The organism is Streptomyces sp. NPDC003456 (assembly GCF_042878735.1).
In the GTDB taxonomy this organism is placed as follows: domain Bacteria; phylum Actinomycetota; class Actinomycetes; order Streptomycetales; family Streptomycetaceae; genus Streptomyces.
Genome location: NZ_JBIAOK010000004.1, coordinates 41,742 through 62,677 on the forward strand (window position 1 = coordinate 41,742; position 20,936 = coordinate 62,677).

The 20,936-nt window shown below is 67.7% G+C and carries 19 protein-coding genes; 17 read left to right on the forward strand and 2 right to left on the reverse strand.

Annotated features, from left to right (window positions below; genetic code table 11):
* Positions 1 to 289 precede the first annotated feature (289 nt).
* From rpoB to tuf, 7 genes are all read left to right on the forward strand, one after another.
* Positions 290 to 3,775, forward strand: a complete 3,486-nt coding sequence (gene rpoB, locus ACFYWG_RS16370) for a DNA-directed RNA polymerase subunit beta (RefSeq protein ID WP_383500937.1) — start codon at positions 290 to 292, stop codon at positions 3,773 to 3,775.
* Between the two features lie 93 nt (positions 3,776 to 3,868).
* Positions 3,869 to 7,768: a DNA-directed RNA polymerase subunit beta' gene (locus ACFYWG_RS16375; RefSeq protein WP_383500934.1), complete on the forward strand. Its 3,900-nt coding sequence runs from the start codon at positions 3,869 to 3,871 to the stop codon at positions 7,766 to 7,768.
* 221 nt (positions 7,769 to 7,989) lie between these two features.
* Positions 7,990 to 8,511 carry a DUF1707 and DUF4190 domain-containing protein gene (locus ACFYWG_RS16380; protein ID WP_389201885.1) on the forward strand — a complete coding sequence of 174 codons (522 nt, stop codon included), beginning with the start codon at positions 7,990 to 7,992 and terminating at the stop codon, positions 8,509 to 8,511.
* Between the two features lie 323 nt (positions 8,512 to 8,834).
* On the forward strand, positions 8,835 to 9,206 hold the full coding sequence (rpsL, locus tag ACFYWG_RS16385; protein ID WP_003948652.1) for a 30S ribosomal protein S12: 372 nt from the start codon (positions 8,835 to 8,837) through the stop codon (positions 9,204 to 9,206).
* 2 nt (positions 9,207 to 9,208) lie between these two features.
* Positions 9,209 to 9,679 carry a 30S ribosomal protein S7 gene (rpsG, locus tag ACFYWG_RS16390; protein ID WP_003998848.1) on the forward strand — a complete coding sequence of 157 codons (471 nt, stop codon included), beginning with the start codon at positions 9,209 to 9,211 and terminating at the stop codon, positions 9,677 to 9,679.
* 39 nt (positions 9,680 to 9,718) lie between these two features.
* Positions 9,719 to 11,845: an elongation factor G gene (fusA, locus tag ACFYWG_RS16395; protein WP_031118794.1), complete on the forward strand. Its 2,127-nt coding sequence runs from the start codon at positions 9,719 to 9,721 to the stop codon at positions 11,843 to 11,845.
* 156 nt (positions 11,846 to 12,001) lie between these two features.
* Positions 12,002 to 13,195: an elongation factor Tu gene (tuf, locus tag ACFYWG_RS16400; RefSeq protein WP_030839706.1), complete on the forward strand. Its 1,194-nt coding sequence runs from the start codon at positions 12,002 to 12,004 to the stop codon at positions 13,193 to 13,195.
* 112 nt (positions 13,196 to 13,307) lie between these two features.
* Here tuf and ACFYWG_RS16405 read toward each other — a convergent pair whose 3' ends face one another.
* Positions 13,308 to 14,342: a hypothetical protein gene (locus tag ACFYWG_RS16405; RefSeq protein WP_389201889.1), complete on the reverse strand. Its 1,035-nt coding sequence runs from the start codon at positions 14,340 to 14,342 to the stop codon at positions 13,308 to 13,310.
* Complete coding sequence (locus tag ACFYWG_RS16410; RefSeq protein WP_389201890.1) at positions 14,339 to 14,803, reverse strand: ATP-binding protein; 465 nt, start codon at positions 14,801 to 14,803, stop codon at positions 14,339 to 14,341. The genes ACFYWG_RS16405 and ACFYWG_RS16410 overlap by 4 nt, the downstream gene beginning before the upstream one ends.
* Positions 14,804 to 14,956: 153 nt before the next feature.
* On the opposite strand from ACFYWG_RS16410, the gene ACFYWG_RS16415 reads away from it, so the two are divergent.
* The 10 genes from ACFYWG_RS16415 (at position 14,957) to rpsC (ending at position 20,936) form a co-directional block, all read left to right on the forward strand.
* Complete coding sequence (locus tag ACFYWG_RS16415; RefSeq protein WP_383500919.1) at positions 14,957 to 15,835, forward strand: helix-turn-helix domain-containing protein; 879 nt, start codon at positions 14,957 to 14,959, stop codon at positions 15,833 to 15,835.
* Positions 15,832 to 16,038: a DUF397 domain-containing protein gene (locus ACFYWG_RS16420; protein ID WP_389201892.1), complete on the forward strand. Its 207-nt coding sequence runs from the start codon at positions 15,832 to 15,834 to the stop codon at positions 16,036 to 16,038. The genes ACFYWG_RS16415 and ACFYWG_RS16420 overlap by 4 nt, the downstream gene beginning before the upstream one ends.
* A 450-nt stretch (positions 16,039 to 16,488) precedes the next feature.
* Positions 16,489 to 16,797: a 30S ribosomal protein S10 gene (rpsJ, locus tag ACFYWG_RS16425; protein ID WP_003948644.1), complete on the forward strand. Its 309-nt coding sequence runs from the start codon at positions 16,489 to 16,491 to the stop codon at positions 16,795 to 16,797.
* A gap of 17 nt (positions 16,798 to 16,814) precedes the next feature.
* On the forward strand, positions 16,815 to 17,459 hold the full coding sequence (gene rplC / locus ACFYWG_RS16430) for a 50S ribosomal protein L3 (protein WP_010036739.1): 645 nt from the start codon (positions 16,815 to 16,817) through the stop codon (positions 17,457 to 17,459).
* Positions 17,460 to 17,466: 7 nt separating this feature from the next.
* Positions 17,467 to 18,135, forward strand: coding sequence for a 50S ribosomal protein L4 (gene rplD / locus ACFYWG_RS16435; protein ID WP_376329256.1), 669 nt, complete (start codon positions 17,467 to 17,469; stop codon positions 18,133 to 18,135).
* A complete protein-coding gene (rplW, locus tag ACFYWG_RS16440) occupies positions 18,135 to 18,554 on the forward strand; it encodes a 50S ribosomal protein L23 (protein WP_333932837.1) in 420 nt (139 codons plus the stop codon). Before rplD ends, rplW begins: the two co-directional genes overlap by 1 nt.
* 38 nt (positions 18,555 to 18,592) lie before the next feature.
* Positions 18,593 to 19,429 carry a 50S ribosomal protein L2 gene (rplB, locus tag ACFYWG_RS16445; protein ID WP_369195974.1) on the forward strand — a complete coding sequence of 279 codons (837 nt, stop codon included), beginning with the start codon at positions 18,593 to 18,595 and terminating at the stop codon, positions 19,427 to 19,429.
* Between the two features lie 12 nt (positions 19,430 to 19,441).
* Positions 19,442 to 19,723, forward strand: a complete 282-nt coding sequence (gene rpsS, locus ACFYWG_RS16450; protein WP_053759516.1) for a 30S ribosomal protein S19 — start codon at positions 19,442 to 19,444, stop codon at positions 19,721 to 19,723.
* A gap of 44 nt (positions 19,724 to 19,767) precedes the next feature.
* On the forward strand, positions 19,768 to 20,115 hold the full coding sequence (rplV, locus tag ACFYWG_RS16455; protein WP_033308966.1) for a 50S ribosomal protein L22: 348 nt from the start codon (positions 19,768 to 19,770) through the stop codon (positions 20,113 to 20,115).
* Entirely contained in the window at positions 20,115 to 20,936 is an 822-nt protein-coding gene (gene rpsC / locus ACFYWG_RS16460; protein ID WP_369195975.1) for a 30S ribosomal protein S3, read from the forward strand. The genes rplV and rpsC overlap by 1 nt, the downstream gene beginning before the upstream one ends.

Genomic DNA, 20,936 nt, shown 5'->3' on the forward strand with positions numbered 1-20,936 from the left:
AGTATCAACGTGCGTTGAGGGCAGCGCCTTGTCGCAGGAGTGGAACAACGAGGGTGAACACGGGCCTGACAACCCGGACTGGACATCAGTGTGCCAAGTGGCTACACTGACCCTTTGCGCTGCCTGTTAGCTGTCCCCTGCCCGTCACCAGGGGTCTGCCCTCGCCCGAGCATCGATGACAAGACATGCCTGACCTGGCCTTTCGGCCCTGTGGGCACAGCTTGTCTCCGTGTACGGGAGAGGGGCCGGTACGCGCGTAGTGAGTCCGAGCCCTCGGAAGGACCCCCTCTTGGCCGCCTCGCGCAACGCCTCGACCGCGAATACGAACAACGCCGCCAGCACTGCCCCGCTGCGCATCTCTTTTGCAAAGATCAAGGAGCCTCTCGAGGTTCCGAACCTGCTCGCGCTGCAGACCGAGAGCTTCGACTGGCTGCTCGGCAACACCGCCTGGCAGAGTCGGGTCGAGGAGGCTCTCGAGAACGGTCAGGACGTCCCCACCAAGTCCGGGCTCGAGGAGATCTTCGAGGAGATCTCCCCGATCGAGGACTTCAGCGGGTCGATGTCGCTGACCTTCCGCGACCACCGTTTCGAGCCGCCGAAGAACTCCATCGACGAGTGCAAGGAGCGCGACTTCACGTACGCGGCCCCGCTCTTCGTCACCGCTGAGTTCACCAACAACGAGACCGGCGAGATCAAGTCCCAGACGGTCTTCATGGGCGACTTCCCGCTCATGACGAACAAGGGCACCTTCGTCATCAACGGCACCGAGCGTGTCGTCGTGTCGCAGCTCGTCCGTTCGCCCGGTGTCTACTTCGACTCCTCCATCGACAAGACGTCCGACAAGGACATCTTCTCCGCCAAGATCATCCCGTCCCGGGGTGCCTGGCTGGAGATGGAGATCGACAAGCGCGACATGGTCGGTGTGCGCATCGACCGCAAGCGCAAGCAGTCCGTCACCGTCCTGCTCAAGGCGCTCGGCTGGACCACCGAGCAGATCCTCGAGGAGTTCGGCGAGTACGAGTCCATGCGCGCCACCCTGGAGAAGGACCACACCCAGGGCCAGGACGACGCGCTGCTCGACATCTACCGCAAGCTGCGTCCGGGCGAGCCCCCCACGCGTGAGGCCGCGCAGACGCTGCTCGAGAACCTCTACTTCAACCCCAAGCGCTACGACCTGGCCAAGGTCGGCCGCTACAAGGTCAACAAGAAGCTGGGTGCGGACGCTCCGCTGGACGCGGGCATCCTGACCGTCGAGGACATCATCTCGACGATCAAGTACCTGGTGAAGCTGCACGCGGGCGAGACCGAGACGGTCGGCGACAGTGGCACGAACATCGTCGTCGAGACCGACGACATCGACCACTTCGGCAACCGCCGCCTGCGCAGCGTCGGCGAGCTCATCCAGAACCAGGTCCGCACGGGTCTGGCGCGTATGGAGCGTGTCGTCCGCGAGCGGATGACGACCCAGGACGTCGAGGCGATCACGCCGCAGACCCTGATCAACATCCGGCCGGTCGTCGCCTCCATCAAGGAGTTCTTCGGCACCAGCCAGCTGTCGCAGTTCATGGACCAGAACAACCCGCTGTCGGGTCTCACCCACAAGCGCCGCCTGTCGGCTCTCGGCCCGGGTGGTCTCTCCCGTGAGCGGGCCGGCTTCGAGGTCCGCGACGTGCACCCCTCGCACTACGGCCGCATGTGCCCGATCGAGACGCCCGAAGGCCCGAACATCGGTCTGATCGGCTCGCTCGCCTCCTACGGCCGGGTCAACGCGTTCGGTTTCGTCGAGACCCCGTACCGCAAGGTCATCGACGGCCAGGTCACCGACGAGGTCGACTACCTGACCGCCGACGAGGAGGACCGCTTCGTCATCGCGCAGGCCAACGCCACGCTCGGTGACGACATGCGCTTCGCCGAGGCCCGCGTGCTGGTCCGCCGCAAGGGCGGCGAGGTCGACTACGTCGGCCCCGAGGACGTGGACTACATGGACGTCTCGCCGCGCCAGATGGTGTCGGTCGCGACCGCCATGATCCCCTTCCTCGAGCACGACGACGCCAACCGTGCCCTCATGGGCGCGAACATGATGCGTCAGGCCGTGCCGCTGATTAAGTCCGAGTCCCCGCTCGTCGGCACCGGCATGGAGTACCGCTCCGCGGTCGACGCCGGCGACGTGGTCAAGGCCGAGAAGCCCGGTGTGGTCCAGGAGGTCTCCGCGGACTACATCACCACCGCCAACGACGACGGCACGTACATCACGTACCGCCTGGCCAAGTTCGCCCGCTCCAACCAGGGCACCTCGGTCAACCAGAAGGTCATCGTCAACGAGGGCGACCGGATCATCGAGGGCCAGGTCCTGGCCGACGGTCCGGCCACCGAGAACGGCGAGATGGCGCTGGGCAAGAACCTGCTCGTGGCGTTCATGCCGTGGGAGGGTCACAACTACGAGGACGCGATCATCCTGTCGCAGCGCCTCGTGCAGGACGACGTCCTCTCCTCGATCCACATCGAGGAGCACGAGGTCGACGCCCGTGACACCAAGCTCGGCCCCGAGGAGATCACCCGGGACATCCCGAACGTCTCCGAGGAGGTCCTCGCCGACCTCGACGAGCGCGGCATCATCCGCATCGGCGCCGAGGTCATCGCCGGCGACATCCTCGTCGGCAAGGTCACGCCCAAGGGCGAGACCGAGCTGACGCCGGAGGAGCGCCTGCTGCGCGCGATCTTCGGTGAGAAGGCCCGTGAGGTCCGTGACACCTCGCTGAAGGTGCCGCACGGCGAGACCGGCAAGGTCATCGGCGTCCGCGTCTTCGACCGCGAGGAGGGCGACGAGCTTCCCCCCGGTGTGAACCAGCTGGTGCGCGTCTACGTCGCGCAGAAGCGCAAGATCACCGACGGTGACAAGCTCGCCGGCCGGCACGGCAACAAGGGCGTCATCTCGAAGATCCTGCCGATCGAGGACATGCCGTTCCTGGAGGACGGCACCCCGGTCGACATCATCCTCAACCCGCTGGGTGTCCCGTCCCGAATGAACCCGGGGCAGGTCCTGGAGATCCACCTCGGCTGGCTCGCCAGCCGCGGCTGGGACGTCTCCGGCCTCGCGGAGGAGTGGGCGCAGCGCCTGCAGGCCATCGGCGCCGACCAGGTCGCGCCCGGCACCAACGTCGCGACCCCGGTCTTCGACGGTGCCCGCGAGGACGAGCTGGCCGGTCTGCTGAACCACACCATCCCGAACCGGGACGGCGAGCGCATGGTGCTCCCGACCGGCAAGGCCCGGCTGTTCGACGGCCGCTCCGGCGAGCCGTTCCCGGACCCGATCTCCGTCGGGTACATGTACATCCTCAAGCTGCACCACCTGGTCGACGACAAGCTCCACGCCCGCTCGACCGGTCCGTACTCGATGATCACCCAGCAGCCGCTGGGTGGTAAGGCCCAGTTCGGTGGCCAGCGCTTCGGTGAGATGGAGGTGTGGGCCCTCGAGGCCTACGGCGCCGCGTACGCCCTCCAGGAGCTGCTGACCATCAAGTCCGACGACGTCACCGGCCGCGTGAAGGTCTACGAGGCCATCGTCAAGGGCGAGAACATCCCCGAGCCCGGCATCCCCGAGTCCTTCAAGGTGCTCATCAAGGAGATGCAGTCCCTGTGCCTCAACGTGGAGGTGCTGTCCTCGGACGGCATGTCCATCGAGATGCGCGACACCGACGAGGACGTCTTCCGCGCTGCGGAGGAGCTCGGCATCGACCTGTCCCGGCGCGAGCCGAGCAGCGTCGAAGAGGTCTGACGGGAGTCCGGCGGCCTTCACCTCGAAGGCCGCCGGCCCCAGGACCCCCGTATCAGACCAAAGACTTACAACCCTGAGAGGGATTGACGCATAGTGCTCGACGTCAACTTCTTCGACGAGCTCCGGATCGGTCTGGCCACCGCTGACGACATCCGTCAGTGGAGCCACGGCGAGGTCAAGAAGCCCGAGACCATCAACTACCGCACGCTCAAGCCCGAAAAGGACGGACTCTTCTGCGAGAAGATCTTCGGTCCGACCCGGGACTGGGAGTGCTACTGCGGCAAGTACAAGCGCGTCCGCTTCAAGGGCATCATCTGTGAGCGCTGTGGCGTCGAGGTCACGCGCGCCAAGGTGCGCCGTGAGCGGATGGGCCACATCGAGCTCGCCGCGCCCGTCACGCACATCTGGTACTTCAAGGGTGTCCCGAGCCGGCTGGGCTACCTGCTCGACCTGGCTCCCAAGGACCTCGAGAAGGTCATCTACTTCGCGGCGTACATGATCACGTACGTCGACGAGGAGCGCCGCACGCGCGACCTGCCCTCGCTGGAGGCCCACGTCTCCGTCGAGCGCCAGCAGATCGAGCAGCGCCGCGACGCCGACCTGGAGGCCCGCGCCAAGAAGCTCGAGACCGACCTGGCCGAGCTGGAGGCCGAGGGCGCCAAGGCCGACGTGCGCCGCAAGGTGCGCGAGGGTGCCGAGCGCGAGATGAAGCAGCTGCGCGACCGCGCGCAGCGCGAGATCGACCGCCTCGACGAGGTGTGGAACCGGTTCAAGAACCTCAAGGTCCAGGACCTGGAGGGCGACGAGCTGCTCTACCGCGAGCTGCGTGACCGCTTCGGCACGTACTTCGACGGCTCGATGGGTGCCGCGGCGCTGCAGAAGCGCCTGGAGTCCTTCGACCTCGACGAGGAGGCCGAGCGCCTCCGGGAGATCATCCGCACCGGCAAGGGCCAGAAGAAGACCCGTGCGCTCAAGCGCCTGAAGGTCGTCTCCGCGTTCCTGCAGACCAGCAACAGCCCCAAGGGCATGGTGCTCGACTGCGTGCCGGTCATCCCGCCGGACCTGCGTCCGATGGTGCAGCTGGACGGTGGCCGCTTCGCGACCTCCGACCTGAACGACCTGTACCGCCGTGTGATCAACCGCAACAACCGCCTGAAGCGGCTTCTCGACCTCGGCGCGCCCGAGATCATCGTGAACAACGAGAAGCGCATGCTCCAGGAGGCCGTGGACGCGCTGTTCGACAACGGCCGTCGCGGCCGTCCGGTCACCGGTCCCGGCAACCGCCCGCTGAAGTCCCTCAGCGACATGCTGAAGGGCAAGCAGGGCCGCTTCCGCCAGAACCTGCTCGGCAAGCGAGTCGACTACTCGGCGCGTTCCGTCATCGTCGTCGGCCCGCAGCTGAAGCTGCACCAGTGCGGTCTGCCCAAGGCCATGGCGCTGGAGCTCTTCAAGCCGTTCGTGATGAAGCGCCTGGTCGACCTGAACCACGCGCAGAACATCAAGAGCGCCAAGCGCATGGTCGAGCGCGGCCGCACGGTCGTGTACGACGTGCTGGAAGAGGTCATCGCGGAGCACCCGGTTCTGCTGAACCGTGCGCCCACGCTGCACCGCCTCGGCATCCAGGCCTTCGAGCCGCAGCTGGTCGAGGGCAAGGCCATCCAGATCCACCCGCTCGTCTGCACCGCGTTCAACGCGGACTTCGACGGTGACCAGATGGCCGTGCACCTGCCGCTGTCCGCGGAGGCGCAGGCCGAGGCCCGCATCCTGATGCTGTCCTCGAACAACATCCTCAAGCCGGCCGACGGCCGCCCGGTGACGATGCCGACCCAGGACATGGTCCTCGGTCTGTTCTTCCTCACCACCGACGGCGAGATGCGCGACCTCAAGGGCGAGGGCCGTTCCTTCGCCTCGGTCGCGGAGGCGATCATGGCCTTCGACGCGGGCGAGCTGTCGCTCCAGTCGAAGATCGACGTCCGCTTCCCGGTCGGCACCATCCCGCCGCGCGGCTGGACCCCGCCGGCGCGCGAGGAGGGTGAGCCCGAGTGGCAGCAGGGTGACAGCTTCCGGCTGAACACCACGCTGGGCCGCGCGCTCTTCAACGAGCTGCTGCCCGAGGACTACCCGTTCGTCGACTACGAGGTCGGCAAGAAGCAGCTCTCCGAGATCGTCAACGACCTCGCCGAGCGCTACCCGAAGGTCATCGTGGCGGCGACGCTCGACAACCTGAAGGCGGCCGGCTTCTACTGGGCCACCCGCTCCGGCGTCACCGTCGCGATCTCCGACGTCGTCGTCCCCGAGGCGAAGAAGGAGATCGTCCGCGGCTACGAGGCGCAGGACGAGAAGGTCCAGAAGCAGTACGAGCGCGGTCTGATCACCAAGGACGAGCGCACGCAGGAGCTCATCGCGATCTGGACCAAGGCGACCAACGAGGTTGCCGAGGCGATGAACGACAACTTCCCGAAGACCAACCCGATCTTCATGATGGTGAACTCGGGTGCACGAGGCAACATGATGCAGATGCGTCAGATCGCCGGTATGCGTGGTCTGGTGTCGAACGCGAAGAACGAGACGATCCCGCGTCCGATCAAGGCGTCGTTCCGTGAGGGCCTGTCCGTGCTGGAGTACTTCATCTCCACGCACGGTGCCCGTAAGGGTCTGGCGGACACCGCTCTGCGTACCGCCGACTCGGGTTACCTCACGCGTCGTCTGGTCGACGTCTCCCAGGACGTCATCATCCGCGAGGAGGACTGCGGCACCGAGCGCGGTCTGCGTCTGAAGATCGCCGACCGGAACGCCGAGGGCACCCTGCTCAAGGCGGAGGACGTCGAGACGTCCGTGTACGCGCGCTGCCTCGCCGAGGACATCGTGGTCGACGGCCAGGTGCTGGCCCCGGCCGGCACCGACCTGGGCGACGTCCTCATCGAGGAGCTCGTCTCCCGCGGCGTCGAGGAGGTCAAGACCCGCTCGGTCCTGACCTGCGAGTCCGCCGTCGGCACCTGCGCGATGTGCTACGGCCGTTCGCTGGCCACCGGCAAGCTGGTCGACATCGGTGAGGCGGTCGGCATCATCGCCGCCCAGTCCATCGGTGAGCCCGGCACCCAGCTGACGATGCGTACCTTCCACACCGGTGGTGTGGCCGGTGACGACATCACCCAGGGTCTGCCGCGTGTCGTCGAGCTCTTCGAGGCCCGTACCCCGAAGGGTGTCGCCCCGATCTCCGAGGCCTCCGGCCGCGTGCGGATCGAGGAGACCGAGAAGACCAAGAAGATCGTCATCACGCCGGACGACGGCAGCGACGAGACGGCCTACCCGATCTCGAAGCGCGCCCGTCTCCTGGTCAGCGAGGGCGAGCACGTCGAGGTGGGCCAGAAGCTCACCGTGGGTGCCACCAACCCGCACGACGTGCTGCGCATCCTGGGCCAGCGTGCCGTCCAGGTCCACCTGGTCGGCGAGGTCCAGAAGGTCTACAACTCGCAGGGTGTGTCGATCCACGACAAGCACATCGAGATCATCATCCGGCAGATGCTGCGCCGCGTGACGATCATCGAGTCCGGCGACGCCGAGCTGCTGCCCGGCGAGCTGGTCGAGCGCTCGAAGTTCGAGCACGAGAACCGTCGTGTGGTCCAGGAGGGCGGTCACCCGGCCTCCGGTCGTCCGCAGCTGATGGGTATCACCAAGGCCTCGCTGGCGACGGAATCCTGGCTGTCGGCCGCCTCCTTCCAGGAGACGACCCGAGTCCTGACGGATGCGGCGATCAACGCCAAGTCCGACAGCCTCATCGGCCTCAAGGAGAACGTCATCATCGGTAAGCTCATCCCGGCCGGTACGGGTCTGTCCCGCTACCGCAACATCCGGGTCGAGCCGACCGAGGAGGCCAAGGCCGCGATGTACTCGGCCGTCGGCTACGACGACATCGACTACTCGCCGTTCGGCACCGGCTCCGGCCAGGCCGTTCCGCTGGAGGACTACGACTACGGTCCGTACAACCAGTAAGCGGGTCGCTTGAACGAAGGGCGGTCATCCTCCGGGGTGGCCGCCCTTCGGCGTTCCCGGACGGCGGTCAGCGGCACCCGGGGCCTCCCGCGAGCCGCGAGCGCCCCCGGCGCTGCGCCGGGGCAGCTGGCCGACACGCCGTCGCCGTGGGGGACGCACCGGTGCCGATACGCGGTGTTCGGCGCATCATGGAAGGACTTGGGCCTCCGGGGAGGTGCTCCGTGTCGCAGCCGCACTATCCGGCCTGGCAGCCCTGGCAGGGCGCCGGCGGACCGTCCATGCTCGCCTCGCACGCCGACCGGGAGAGGGCCGTGGACGTGCTCAGAGCCGGGTACGGCGAGGGGCGCATGGAGCGCGAGGAGTTCGACAAGCGGGTCGCCCGGGCCTACGGGGCGCGCACGGTGGGGGAGCTGGCGCTGCTCGTCGCCGATCTGCCGCAGGGGCCCCTGGCGCAGCCGCCGGGCGTGATGCCGGTGCCGCGCACGTTCGCGCCGGTGCCGCGGCCGCAGACGAACGGCAAGGCGGTCGCGGCCGGTGTGTGCGGGCTGCTGTGCGTGCCCACCATGGGCCTCACCGGCATCCCGGCCGTCGTGCTGGGCCACGTGGCGCGGGCCGAGATCCGCAGCCGCGGGGAGCTGGGGGAGGGGCTGGCGCTGACCGGGATCGTGCTGGGGTGGTTGTCCACCGCAGGCTGGGCACTCGTCCTGGTGCTGCTCACGGTGGTGTCCGCCCTGGCCGCCTGAACGGGGCCGCGGAGCGGGTGTCCGCCGTCGAAATGAAGATCGTCGAGGGCCGAGGGTCTTGACATGCTCCGCATGGTGATGCGGGCGGTGCCCATTTGTTTTGACCGCAGCGAATGCGATAGGTACGCTCAGACCTTGTGCCTGGGGTGTGCCCTGGCTCTCGTGCGTGCCATCAACCGCACAGCGAGCTGACACCGGCCACCGCAATCCGCGCTTAATTCTGCCTGGCGGCGGGAGTCCGCGGGATTCGACACACCCGACCGCGTGGGTCGGCGACGTTCCAGGTTAGCTTCACCAATCGGCACACAGAAACCGGAGAAGTAGTGCCTACGATCCAGCAGCTGGTCCGGAAGGGCCGGCAGGACAAGGTCGAGAAGAACAAGACGCCCGCACTCGAGGGTTCGCCTCAGCGTCGCGGTGTCTGCACGCGCGTGTTCACGACCACCCCGAAGAAGCCGAACTCGGCCCTGCGTAAGGTCGCGCGTGTGCGTCTGACCAGCGGGATCGAGGTCACCGCTTACATTCCGGGTGAGGGACACAACCTGCAGGAGCACTCCATCGTGCTCGTGCGCGGCGGCCGTGTGAAGGACCTGCCGGGTGTTCGCTACAAGATCATCCGTGGTTCGCTCGACACCCAGGGTGTCAAGAACCGCAAGCAGGCTCGCAGCCGCTACGGCGCCAAGAAGGAGAAGTAAGAATGCCTCGTAAGGGCCCCGCCCCGAAGCGCCCGGTCATCATCGACCCGGTCTACGGCTCTCCTCTGGTGACCTCCCTGATCAACAAGGTGCTGCTGAACGGCAAGCGCTCCACCGCCGAGCGCATCGTCTACGGCGCCATGGAGGGTCTGCGCGAGAAGACCGGCAACGACCCGGTCATCACGCTCAAGCGCGCTCTCGAGAACATCAAGCCGACCCTCGAGGTCAAGTCCCGCCGTGTCGGTGGCGCCACCTACCAGGTCCCGGTCGAGGTCAAGCCCGGCCGTGCCAACACCCTGGCGCTGCGCTGGCTGGTCGGTTACTCCCGCGCCCGTCGCGAGAAGACCATGACCGAGCGTCTGCTCAACGAGCTCCTCGACGCCAGCAACGGCCTCGGCGCCGCTGTGAAGAAGCGCGAGGACACGCACAAGATGGCCGAGTCCAACAAGGCCTTCGCGCACTACCGCTGGTAGTCGCAGACCCCATCGAGACCGAGAGAAGACTGAAGCCTTATGGCTACCACTTCGCTTGACCTGGCCAGGGTCCGCAACATCGGGATCATGGCCCACATCGACGCGGGCAAGACGACCACCACCGAGCGGATCCTGTTCTACACCGGCGTTTCGTACAAGATCGGTGAGGTCCACGACGGCGCTGCCACCATGGACTGGATGGAGCAGGAGCAGGAGCGTGGCATCACGATCACCTCTGCTGCCACCACCTGTCACTGGCCGCTCGAGGGCGACGACTACACCATCAACATCATCGACACCCCGGGTCACGTCGACTTCACCGTCGAGGTGGAGCGCTCCCTGCGCGTGCTCGACGGTGCCGTGACGGTGTTCGACGGCGTCGCCGGTGTCGAGCCGCAGTCCGAGACGGTGTGGCGTCAGGCCGACCGTTACGGCGTGCCGCGCATCTGCTTCGTGAACAAGCTGGACCGTACCGGCGCCGAGTTCCACCGCTGCGTGGACATGATCTCGGACCGCCTGGGCGCGCAGCCGCTGGTCATGCAGCTGCCGATCGGTGCGGAGGCGGACTTCAAGGGCGTCATCGACCTCGTGACGATGAAGGCCCTGGTCTGGTCGGCCGAGGCGACCAAGGGCGAGATGTACGACACCGTCGACATCCCGGACACCCACGCCGAGGCTGCCGAGGAGTACCGCGGCAAGCTGCTCGAGGCCGTCGCCGAGAACGACGAAGAGCTGATGGAGCTGTACCTGGAGGGCACCGAGCCCACCGTGGAGCAGCTCTACGCCGCGATCCGTCGCATCACCATCGCGTCCGGCAAGGGCGGCGGCACCACCGTCACCCCCGTGTTCTGCGGCACCGCGTTCAAGAACAAGGGCGTCCAGCCCCTGCTCGACGCGGTCGTGCGCTACCTGCCCACCCCGCTCGACGTCGAGGCCATCGAGGGTCACGACGTCAAGGACCCGGAGCAGGTCATCGCCCGCAAGCCGTCGGACGAGGAGCCCCTCGCCGCGCTCGCGTTCAAGATCATGAGCGACCCGCACCTCGGCAAGCTCACCTTCGTCCGGGTCTACTCGGGCCGCCTGGAGTCCGGCACGCAGGTGCTGAACTCCGTCAAGGGCAAGAAGGAGCGCATCGGCAAGATCTACCGCATGCACGCGAACAAGCGTGAGGAGATCGAGTCGGTGGGCGCCGGCGACATCGTCGCCGTCATGGGCCTGAAGCAGACCACCACCGGTGAGACGCTGTCCGACGACAAGAACCCGGTGATCCTGGAGTCCATGGACTTCCCGGCGCCGGTCATCCAGGTCGCCATCGAGCCCAAGTCGAAGGGCGACCAGGAGAAGCTCGGCGTCGCGATCCAGCGCCTGGCCGAGGAGGACCCGTCCTTCCAGGTCCACTCGGACGAGGAGACCGGCCAGACCATCATCGGCGGTATGGGCGAGCTGCACCTCGAGGTGCTGGTCGACCGCATGCGCCGTGAGTTCAAGGTCGAGGCCAACGTCGGCAAGCCGCAGGTCGCCTACCGCGAGACGATCCGCAAGGCCGTCGAGAAGGTCGAGTTCACCCACAAGAAGCAGACGGGTGGTACCGGCCAGTTCGCTCGCGTCATCATCGCGATCGAGCCGATCGAGGGCGGCGACGCCTCGTACGAGTTCATCAACAAGGTGACCGGTGGCCGTGTGCCGAAGGAGTACATCCCTTCGGTGGACGCCGGTGCGCAGGAGGCCATGCAGTTCGGCATCCTCGCCGGCTACGAGATGACCGGCGTCCGCGTGACGCTGCTCGACGGCGCCTACCACGAGGTGGACTCCTCCGAGCTCGCGTTCAAGATCGCCGGCTCGCAGGCCTTCAAGGAGGCCGCGCGCAAGGCCAGCCCCGTGCTGCTCGAGCCGATGATGGCCGTCGAGGTCACCACGCCCGAGGACTACATGGGTGAGGTCATCGGCGACATCAACTCCCGCCGTGGTCAGATCCAGGCCATGGAGGAGCGGGCCGGTGCCCGCGTCGTGAAGGGCCTCGTGCCCCTCTCGGAGATGTTCGGCTACGTCGGCGACCTGCGCAGCAAGACGTCCGGCCGTGCGAGCTACTCCATGCAGTTCGACTCCTACGCCGAGGTTCCGCGGAACGTCGCCGAGGAGATCATCGCGAAGGCCAAGGGCGAGTAACGCACCGCGTCTACACGCCGTAGGCTTGACTCCGGAGCCTTGAGGGGCATTCCGCCGCAATCGTGGTGAGAATGCCCCGAGGCCCGGGCTTTCCAGCAAAGATCACCTGGCGCCGATGAAGTAAGGCGTACCAGAACCACTCCCAGGAGGACCCCAGTGGCGAAGGCGAAGTTCGAGCGGACTAAGCCGCACGTCAACATCGGCACCATCGGTCACATCGACCACGGTAAGACGACCCTCACGGCCGCCATTACCAAGGTGCTGCACGACGCGTACCCGGACCTGAACGAGGCCTCGGCCTTCGACCAGATCGACAAGGCTCCTGAGGAGCGCCAGCGCGGTATCACCATCTCCATCGCGCACGTCGAGTACCAGACCGAGACGCGTCACTACGCCCACGTCGACTGCCCCGGTCACGCGGACTACATCAAGAACATGATCACGGGTGCGGCGCAGATGGACGGCGCCATCCTCGTGGTCGCCGCCACCGACGGCCCGATGCCGCAGACCAAGGAGCACGTGCTCCTGGCCCGCCAGGTCGGCGTTCCGTACATCGTCGTCGCCCTGAACAAGGCCGACATGGTGGACGACGAGGAGATCCTGGAGCTCGTCGAGCTCGAGGTCCGTGAGCTCCTCTCCGAGTACGAGTTCCCGGGCGACGACCTGCCGGTCGTCAAGGTCTCGGCGCTCAAGGCGCTCGAGGGCGACAAGGAGTGGGGCAACTCCGTCCTCGAGCTCATGAAGGCCGTGGACGAGAACATCCCGCAGCCCGAGCGTGACGTCGACAAGCCGTTCCTGATGCCGATCGAGGACGTCTTCACGATCACCGGTCGTGGCACCGTCGTCACCGGTCGTATCGAGCGTGGTGTCCTCAAGGTCAACGAGACCGTCGACATCGTGGGCATCAAGCAGGAGAAGACCACCACCACGGTCACCGGCATCGAGATGTTCCGCAAGCTCCTCGACGAGGGCCAGGCCGGTGAGAACGTCGGTCTGCTCCTCCGTGGCATCAAGCGCGAGGACGTCGAGCGCGGCCAGGTCATCATCAAGCCGGGCTCGGTCACCCCGCACACCGAGTTCGAGGCGCAGGCCTACATCCTGTCCAAGGACGAGGGTGGCCGCCACACGCCGTTCTTCAACAACTACCGCCCGCAGTTCTACTTCCGCACGACGGACGTGACCGGCGTGGTGACCCTCCCCGAGGGCACCGAGATGGTCATGCCGGGTGACAACACCGAGATGAAGGTGGAGCTCATCCAGCCCGTCGCCATGGAAGAGGGCCTGAAGTTCGCCATCCGTGAGGGTGGCCGGACCGTGGGCGCCGGCCAGGTCACCAAGATCAACAAGTAAGTCCCCGGACTGACTTGAGGGTCCACTGACCTGAGTGGCTCGAAGGGGCCCGTACGACTTCGGTCGTACGGGCCCCTTTGCCGTTCCCGCCGCGGCGGCGACGGGTCCGCGGTCACTGCATGTTCTGGACGTGCGGGTGGCCGGGCGATGCCCGGCAGACGTAGAGCTGCAGGCTGTAGCTCCGGCCGATCTCCAGCTGGGTGTCGCGGGCCGGGCCGAGGAAGTGGTGACCGCCGTACCCGGCGTCCTCCACCGGCCGCCAGCTCGCGCTGCCGCCGTCCCACTCCGTGCCGTCGAGGGTGAGCAGGGGGCGGACCGGGCCGGCGCACTCGGGGCAGGACATGGGAAACGGATCGGAGAAGCTCCAGGGGGCGTGACCGCCGACCTTGCTGCCCGGGGCGACCGCGAGGTCGTACTGGTAGGAGATCTCGTCCGTCACGTCGTCGGCCTCCGTCTCGTCGGCCTCCTCCGCCTGTCCCTCCTCCCACGCGTCGATCCGTTCGGCGAGCTGCCGGGGCAGCTCGTGCGGGGCCGGGTACTCCGTGACCTGCTCGGGATGCAGCACGCACGGCTCGGGCAGAAAACCGTCGTCACCGATGACGGACGGCTGCGGGACGTCGCCGAGCGGCGTGACCACGTCGGCGGCGATACGCCGGCGCAGCTCCGTGCTGGGCAGCTGGTCCGGGCCGTGGCCGAACGGGCACCACAGCACCTGCAGCAGGTCGGCGCCCTCCGGGCAGGGCAGGCCCGGGATGTCCGCGGCGTACAGCTGGGCGACGGGCACCAACGGGACAGGCCCGTCCTGCGGTATCCGGCTCTTCTCGGTCGCCCCGTCGACGATCGCGCGCTCCTCCTCGGTCAGCAGCTCCGCTCCCTCCGCGCGGGGACGAGCCCAGGCCTCCGCGAGGATCCGCCGCCGGCGCCGGACGCCGACCGGGTCGAGACCCCGGTGCCAGGGGCCGGTGTGCTCGGGGCAACCGGGCCAGGGCTCAGCGGCCGGCCACAGCAGGGGTCCGCCGATGGAACTGTCGGCCGCGGTCGGCGCACCGGCCCGGGGGTGCAGCCGCACGGCGGTGCGGGCGAGGGGGGCCAGCTCGGGGAAGAGGCCGGTGATGTCGAGGGGGCGGGCAGGGGTGGTGCGGGTCATGGGCGCAGCGTACGGGGCGGCACGGGCGCGGTCAGGCCCTCCGGGCGGAGGTCGAGTTCGGCCCACACCGTCTTGCGGGGCGGGAGCCCGCGGGTGACGCCCCAGCGGTCGGCGAGCGCGTCCACCAGGAGCAACCCGCGGCCGGACTCGGCCTCGGCGTCGGCGGGCCGGGCCAGCGGTAGCCGGTCGTCGCGGGTGTCCGTCACCTCGATGCGGAGGGTGCCGCCCACGACGTACAGCAGCAGGCCGAAGTCGCGGCCCGGGACCCGGCCGTGCGTCGCCGCGTTGGCCGCCAGCTCCGCGACCACGTGCGCCGCCCGCTCCGACGGCAGCCCCCAGGAGCGCAGCTGCTCGGCCGCCAGCAGGCGGGCGAGGCGGGCGCCGCGCGGTGTGGGGGAGAGCCGGAGGCCGAAGTGGCGTACGGGCGTGCCGGGTTGGGCTTGGGGGGAGTTGTGCTTCACGGCTCTCAGCGTGGCCGTCGCCGCCTACTGTGAACAGTGACTCAGCGGGTGCGTACGGTGACTGTCCGGAGCTTGTCCGGCGGTGTCCGCTCTGTCGGCACCGGGCCTGCGGGTAGGGCGCTGAGGCAGGGTCGTGCGACGGAAGGGTGCGGGATGACGGCCGAGGCTGCGGAGGCGGGACGGCTCAGGAGTGAGGGGGACGAGCCCGGGTGGGAGGTCGACCCCGACGACGAGTGGGGTGTCGCGGTGATCGCCACGGTGGGGCGGCAGCTCAAGCTGCGGCGCGAAGGGGTGGGGATGCGCGCCGCCGAGTTCGGGACGGCGGTCGGGTACGGCGAGGACATGGTCTACAAGATCGAGGGCGGCAAGCGGATCCCCCGCCAGGACTATCTGGCCCGGGCCGACGAGGTGCTGGGGGCCGGTGGGCTCATCGCGGCGACCTGGGAGGACGTGAAGCGGGTCCGCTACCCCAAGAGGGTGCGGGAACTGGCCAAGTTGGAGGAGCAGGCTGTTGAGATCGGGGTGTACGAGTGCATCAGCGTGGCCGGGCTGTTGCAGACCCCCGACCATGCGCGGGCCCTGTTCGAGTCGTGGCAGCCGGCCTACTCACCCGACGAGGTGGAGCGGCTGGTGGCCGCTCGTATGGCCCGGCAGTCCGTCTTCGAACGATCACCGGCCCCGTCGCTCAGCTTCGTCCAGGAGGAGGCCACCCTGAGGCGGCCGGTCGGGGGCACAATGGTCTGGCGTCGTCAGCTCGAACGGCTGCTGGAGGTGGGCGAGTTGCGGCACGTCAGGCTCCAGGTCATGCCGACGGGCAGCGAGGCGCACCCGGGTCTGAACGGCAGGATCGAGGTGCTGAAGTTCGGGGACGGCACCGCGGTCGGACGCTCCGACGGGGCTTTCAGCGGCCGGCCGAGCACGGAAGCGAAGCAGGTCCGCATCCTGGAGCTGCGCTACGGCACCATCCGCGCGCAGGCCCTTCCGCCACGCGAGTCGCTGGCCTTCATCGAGCAACTGCTGGGAGAGACATGAACGGCAACGCCAAACCGACGTGGTTCAAGAGCAGCTACAGCAGTGGCCCTGACGGCGACTCCTGCGTCGAGGTGGCGATATCCCCCGGGACCGTCCACGTCCGGGACTCCAAGCACACGCGGAGGGATCGGCTGGGGCTCTCCGGGGCGGCCTGGAGCGCGTTCGTGGCCGGGGTTCCGCACCTGGAGCACCCCGGCCGCTGACGAAGCACGGGGACCGTCCCGGCCCGCCGGTTTGAGTTACGTCACTCCCGGGGTAGTGTCTCCGGCTCGATTAGCGCCGGGCCTGCCCCATATGGCAGACTGTCCGAGTTGCTCGGTCGAGTGTTGATGCTGCGCGCCTCCCGCCGGGAGGACCGGAAGCGAGTCCCACAGTACTCGTCGCCCTAACTGCCTCACGGCAGCGCTGGGGCGGACGTACGGGAATCTTCCGGGAAGTGTATGCGCGGCACCGGCCAGGCACCCGGTGGGCCTTCGCCCCCGGCCTGCGGTTCCGCAAGGGCCGTGTGCATTCCCAGCAGGGATGTTCGAACAAGGGACATCTGTGTCAGCGGGAGCGCGACACGCCCGACCGCGTGGGTCGGAGAAACGAAGGCAGCAGAAGGAATCCGCCGGGTTCCAGAGCGTGAGAAGAGACAGGACTACTGAGTAGCCATGGCGGGACAGAAGATCCGCATCCGGCTCAAGGCCTACGACCACGAGGTCATCGACTCCTCGGCGAAGAAGATCGTCGAGACGGTGACCCGCACTGGTGCGTCGGTCGCGGGCCCGGTGCCGCTGCCCACTGAGAAGAACGTGTACTGCGTCATCAAGTCGCCGCACAAGTACAAGGACTCGCGCGAGCACTTCGAGATGCGCACGCACAAGCGCCTGATCGACATCCTCGACCCGACCCCCAAGACCGTTGACTCTCTGATGCGACTCGACCTCCCGGCCGGTGTCGACATCGAGATCAAGCTCTGAGGCCGGTGATCTGAGAGATGGCTAAGCAGATCAAGGGCATCCTGGGCGAGAAGCTCGGCATGACGCAGGTGTGGGACGCGAACAACCGTGTTGTTCCGGTCACCGTCGTCAAGGCCGGCCCGAACGTCGTCACCCAGGTCCGTACGAACGATGTCGACGGCTACGAGTCCGTCCAGATCGCTTTCGGCGAGATCGACCCGCGCAAGGTGAACAAGCCCCTCAAGGGCCACTTCGCCAAGGCCGACGTCACCCCCCGTCGCCACCTCGTCGAGATCCGCACCGCGGACGCCTCCGAGTACACGCTGGGCCAGGAGATCACCGCTGAGGTGTTCGAGGCCGGCGTGAAGGTCGACGTGACCGGCAAGAGCAAGGGCAAGGGCTTCGCCGGTGTCATGAAGCGCCACAACTTCCGTGGCCTCGGCGCCGGACACGGCACCCAGCGCAAGCACCGCTCTCCCGGTTCCATCGGTGGCTGCGCCACCCCGGGCCGTGTGTTCAAGGGCCTCCGCATGGCGGGTCGCATGGGCAACGAGCGGGTCACCACCCAGAACCTGACCGTCCACGCCGTTGACGCGGAGAAGGGTCTGCTGCTCATCAAGGGCGCGGTTCCCGGTCCGAACGGCGGCCTCGTCCTGGTCCGCACCGCGGCCAAGGGGGCCTGAGGTACCGATGAGCACTGTTGACATTCTTTCGCCTGCCGGCGAGAAGACCGGTAGCGTCGAGCTCCCCGCGGAGATCTTCGGCGTGGAGAAGATCAGCATCCCGCTGATCCACCAGGTCGTCGTCGCGCAGAACGCGGCTGCCCGTCAGGGCACGCACAAGACCAAGACCCGTGGCGAGGTCCGCGGCGGTGGCAAGAAGCCGTACCGCCAGAAGGGCACCGGTCGCGCCCGTCAGGGTTCGACCCGCGCGCCGCAGTTCGCCGGTGGTGGCGTCGTGCACGGTCCCGTGCCGCGTGACTACTCGCAGCGGACCCCGAAGAAGATGAAGGCTGCCGCCCTGCGTCACGCCCTCACCGACCGGGCCCGCCACAACCGCATCCACGTCGTCTCCGGCGTCGTCGAGGGCGAGAGCCCGTCGACGAAGGCCGCCCGGACGCTGTTCGGCAAGATCTCGGAGCGCAAGAACCTGCTCCTGGTCGTCGAGCGCGCCGACGAGGCCGCGTGGCTGTCCGCCCGCAACCTGCCCCAGGTCCACATCCTGGAGCCGGGCCAGCTGAACACGTACGACGTTCTCGTCTCGGACGACGTGGTCTTCACCAAGGCCGCCTTCGAGTCCTTCGTGTCCGGCACCCCCCGTGCCGAGCGGAACAATGACACCGAAGGGAGCGAGGTCTGATGGCCATCCGTCACCCCGCAATCGCCTCCAAGGCCGCGAAGAAGGCCAAGGCCGCTCGCGTCGCCAAGGCGCGTCGCCACGCGACCGAGGGCAAGAACACCGTCGAGACCCCGCTGAGCAAGTCCTTCACGGACCCCCGTGACGTGCTGCTCAAGCCGGTCGTCTCCGAGAAGAGCTACGCGCTCCTCGACGAGGGCAAGTACACGTTCATCGTCGACCCGAGCGCCAACAAGACCCAGATCAAGCAGGCCGTCCAGGCGGTCTTCTCGGTCAAGGTCACCGGGGTCAACACGATCAACCGCCAGGGCAAGCGCAAGCGGACCCGCACCGGCTTCGGCCAGCGTGCGTCCACCAAGCGCGCGATCGTGACCCTCGCCGAGGGCGACCGTATCGACATCTTCGGCGGTCCGACCGCGTAAGCGGGTCGGATCGTCCGATATCGGACGAGGACTGAGAAATGGGAATCCGCAAGTACAAGCCGACTACGCCGGGCCGTCGCGGCTCCAGCGTCGCCGACTTCGTCGAGGTCACGCGGTCCACGCCGGAGAAGTCGTTGGTCCGCCCCCTGCACAGCAAGGGTGGCCGTAACAACTCCGGTCGTGTGACCGTCCGCCACCAGGGTGGTGGCCACAAGCGCGCCTACCGCGTGATCGACTTCCGTCGTCACGACAAGGACGGCGTGCCGGCGAAGGTCGCGCACATCGAGTACGACCCCAACCGCACCGCGCGCATCGCGCTGCTGCACTACGCCGACGGCGAGAAGCGCTACATCCTCGCCCCGCGCAACCTGCAGCAGGGTGACCGCGTCGAGAACGGTCCCGGGGCCGACATCAAGCCGGGCAACAACCTGGCCCTCCGCAACATCCCGGTCGGTACCACGATCCACGCGATCGAGCTCCGTCCCGGTGGCGGTGCCAAGTTCGCCCGCTCCGCCGGTGCCTCCGTGCAGCTGCTCGCGAAGGAGGGCCAGATGGCCCACCTGCGCATGCCGTCCGGTGAGATCCGCCTGGTCGACGTCCGCTGCCGCGCCACCATCGGCGAGGTCGGCAACGCCGAGCAGAGCAACATCAACTGGGGCAAGGCGGGCCGTAAGCGGTGGCTGGGCGTTCGCCCGACCGTCCGTGGTGTGGTCATGAACCCGGTTGACCACCCGCACGGTGGTGGTGAGGGCCGGACCTCCGGTGGTCGCCACCCTGTGTCCCCGTGGGGCAAGAAGGAAGGCCGTACTCGTTCGCCCAAGAAGGCGTCGAACAAGTACATCGTCCGCCGCCGCAAGACGAACAAGAAGCGCTAAGGACGGGTTGAGATGCCTCGTAGCTTGAAGAAGGGGCCCTTCGTCGACGACCACCTGATGAAGAAGGTGGACGCCCAGAACGAAGCGGGCACCAAGAACGTCATCAAGACCTGGTCCCGTCGCTCGATGATCGTGCCGGCCATGCTCGGCCACACGCTCGCGGTGCACAACGGCAAGACCCACATCCCGGTGTTTGTCACCGAGTCGATGGTCGGCCACAAGCTCGGCGAGTTCTCGCCGACCCGCACCTTCCGGGGCCACGTCAAGGACGACCGGAAGTCGAAGCGCCGCTAGTCGGCGGGGTGCAATCGACCATGACAGACACTGAAGGGACAACCATGGAAGCCAGGGCCCAGGCGCGGTACATCCGCGTCACGCCCATGAAGGCCCGCCGCGTGGTGGACCTCATCCGTGGCATGAGCGCCACGGAGGCTCAGGCGGTCCTGCGTTTCGCCCCGCAGGCCGCGAGCCAGCCGGTCGGCAAGGTGCTGGACAGCGCCATCGCCAACGCCGCGCACAACTACGACCACACCGATGTCGACAGCCTCTTCGTCTCCGAGGCCTACGTCGACGAGGGCCCGACCCTGAAGCGGTTCCGGCCGCGCGCCCAGGGCCGTGCCTACCGGATCCGCAAGCGGACCAGCCACATCACCGTGGTCGTCAGCAGCAAGGAAGGAACCCGGTAATGGGCCAGAAGGTAAACCCGCACGGGTTCCGGCTCGGTGTCACGACCGACTTCAAGTCGCGTTGGTACGCCGACAAGCTGTACAAGGACTACGTCAAGGAAGACGTCGCCATCCGTCGGATGATGACGTCCGGCATGGAGCGCGCCGGCATCTCCAAGGTCGAGATCGAGCGCACCCGTGACCGCGTGCGTGTGGACATCCACACCGCTCGTCCGGGCATCGTCATCGGCCGCCGCGGCGCCGAGGCCGACCGCATCCGCGGTGACCTCGAGAAGCTCACCGGCAAGCAGGTCCAGCTGAACATCCTCGAGGTCAAGAACCCCGAGACCGACGCTCAGCTGGTTGCCCAGGCCGTCGCCGAGCAGCTCTCCTCCCGCGTCTCCTTCCGCCGTGCCATGCGCAAGAGCATGCAGTCGGCGATGAAGGCCGGCGCCAAGGGCATCAAGATCCAGTGCGGTGGCCGCCTCGGTGGCGCCGAGATGTCCCGCTCGGAGTTCTACCGCGAGGGCCGCGTGCCCCTGCACACGCTCCGCGCGAACGTGGACTACGGCTTCTTCGAGGCCAAGACGACCTTCGGCCGCATCGGTGTGAAGGTCTGGATCTACAAGGGCGACGTCAAGAACATCGCCGAGGTCCGCGCCGAGAACGCCGCCGCCCGTGCGGGCAACCGCCCGGCACGCGGTGGCAACGACCGCCCGGCCCGTGGTGGCCGCGGTGGCGAGCGGCGCGGTCGCAAGCCGCAGCAGGCTGCCGGCGCCGAGGCCCCCAAGGCCGAGGCTCCCGCCGCCGCTCCGGCTGAGAGCACCGGAACGGAGGCCTGA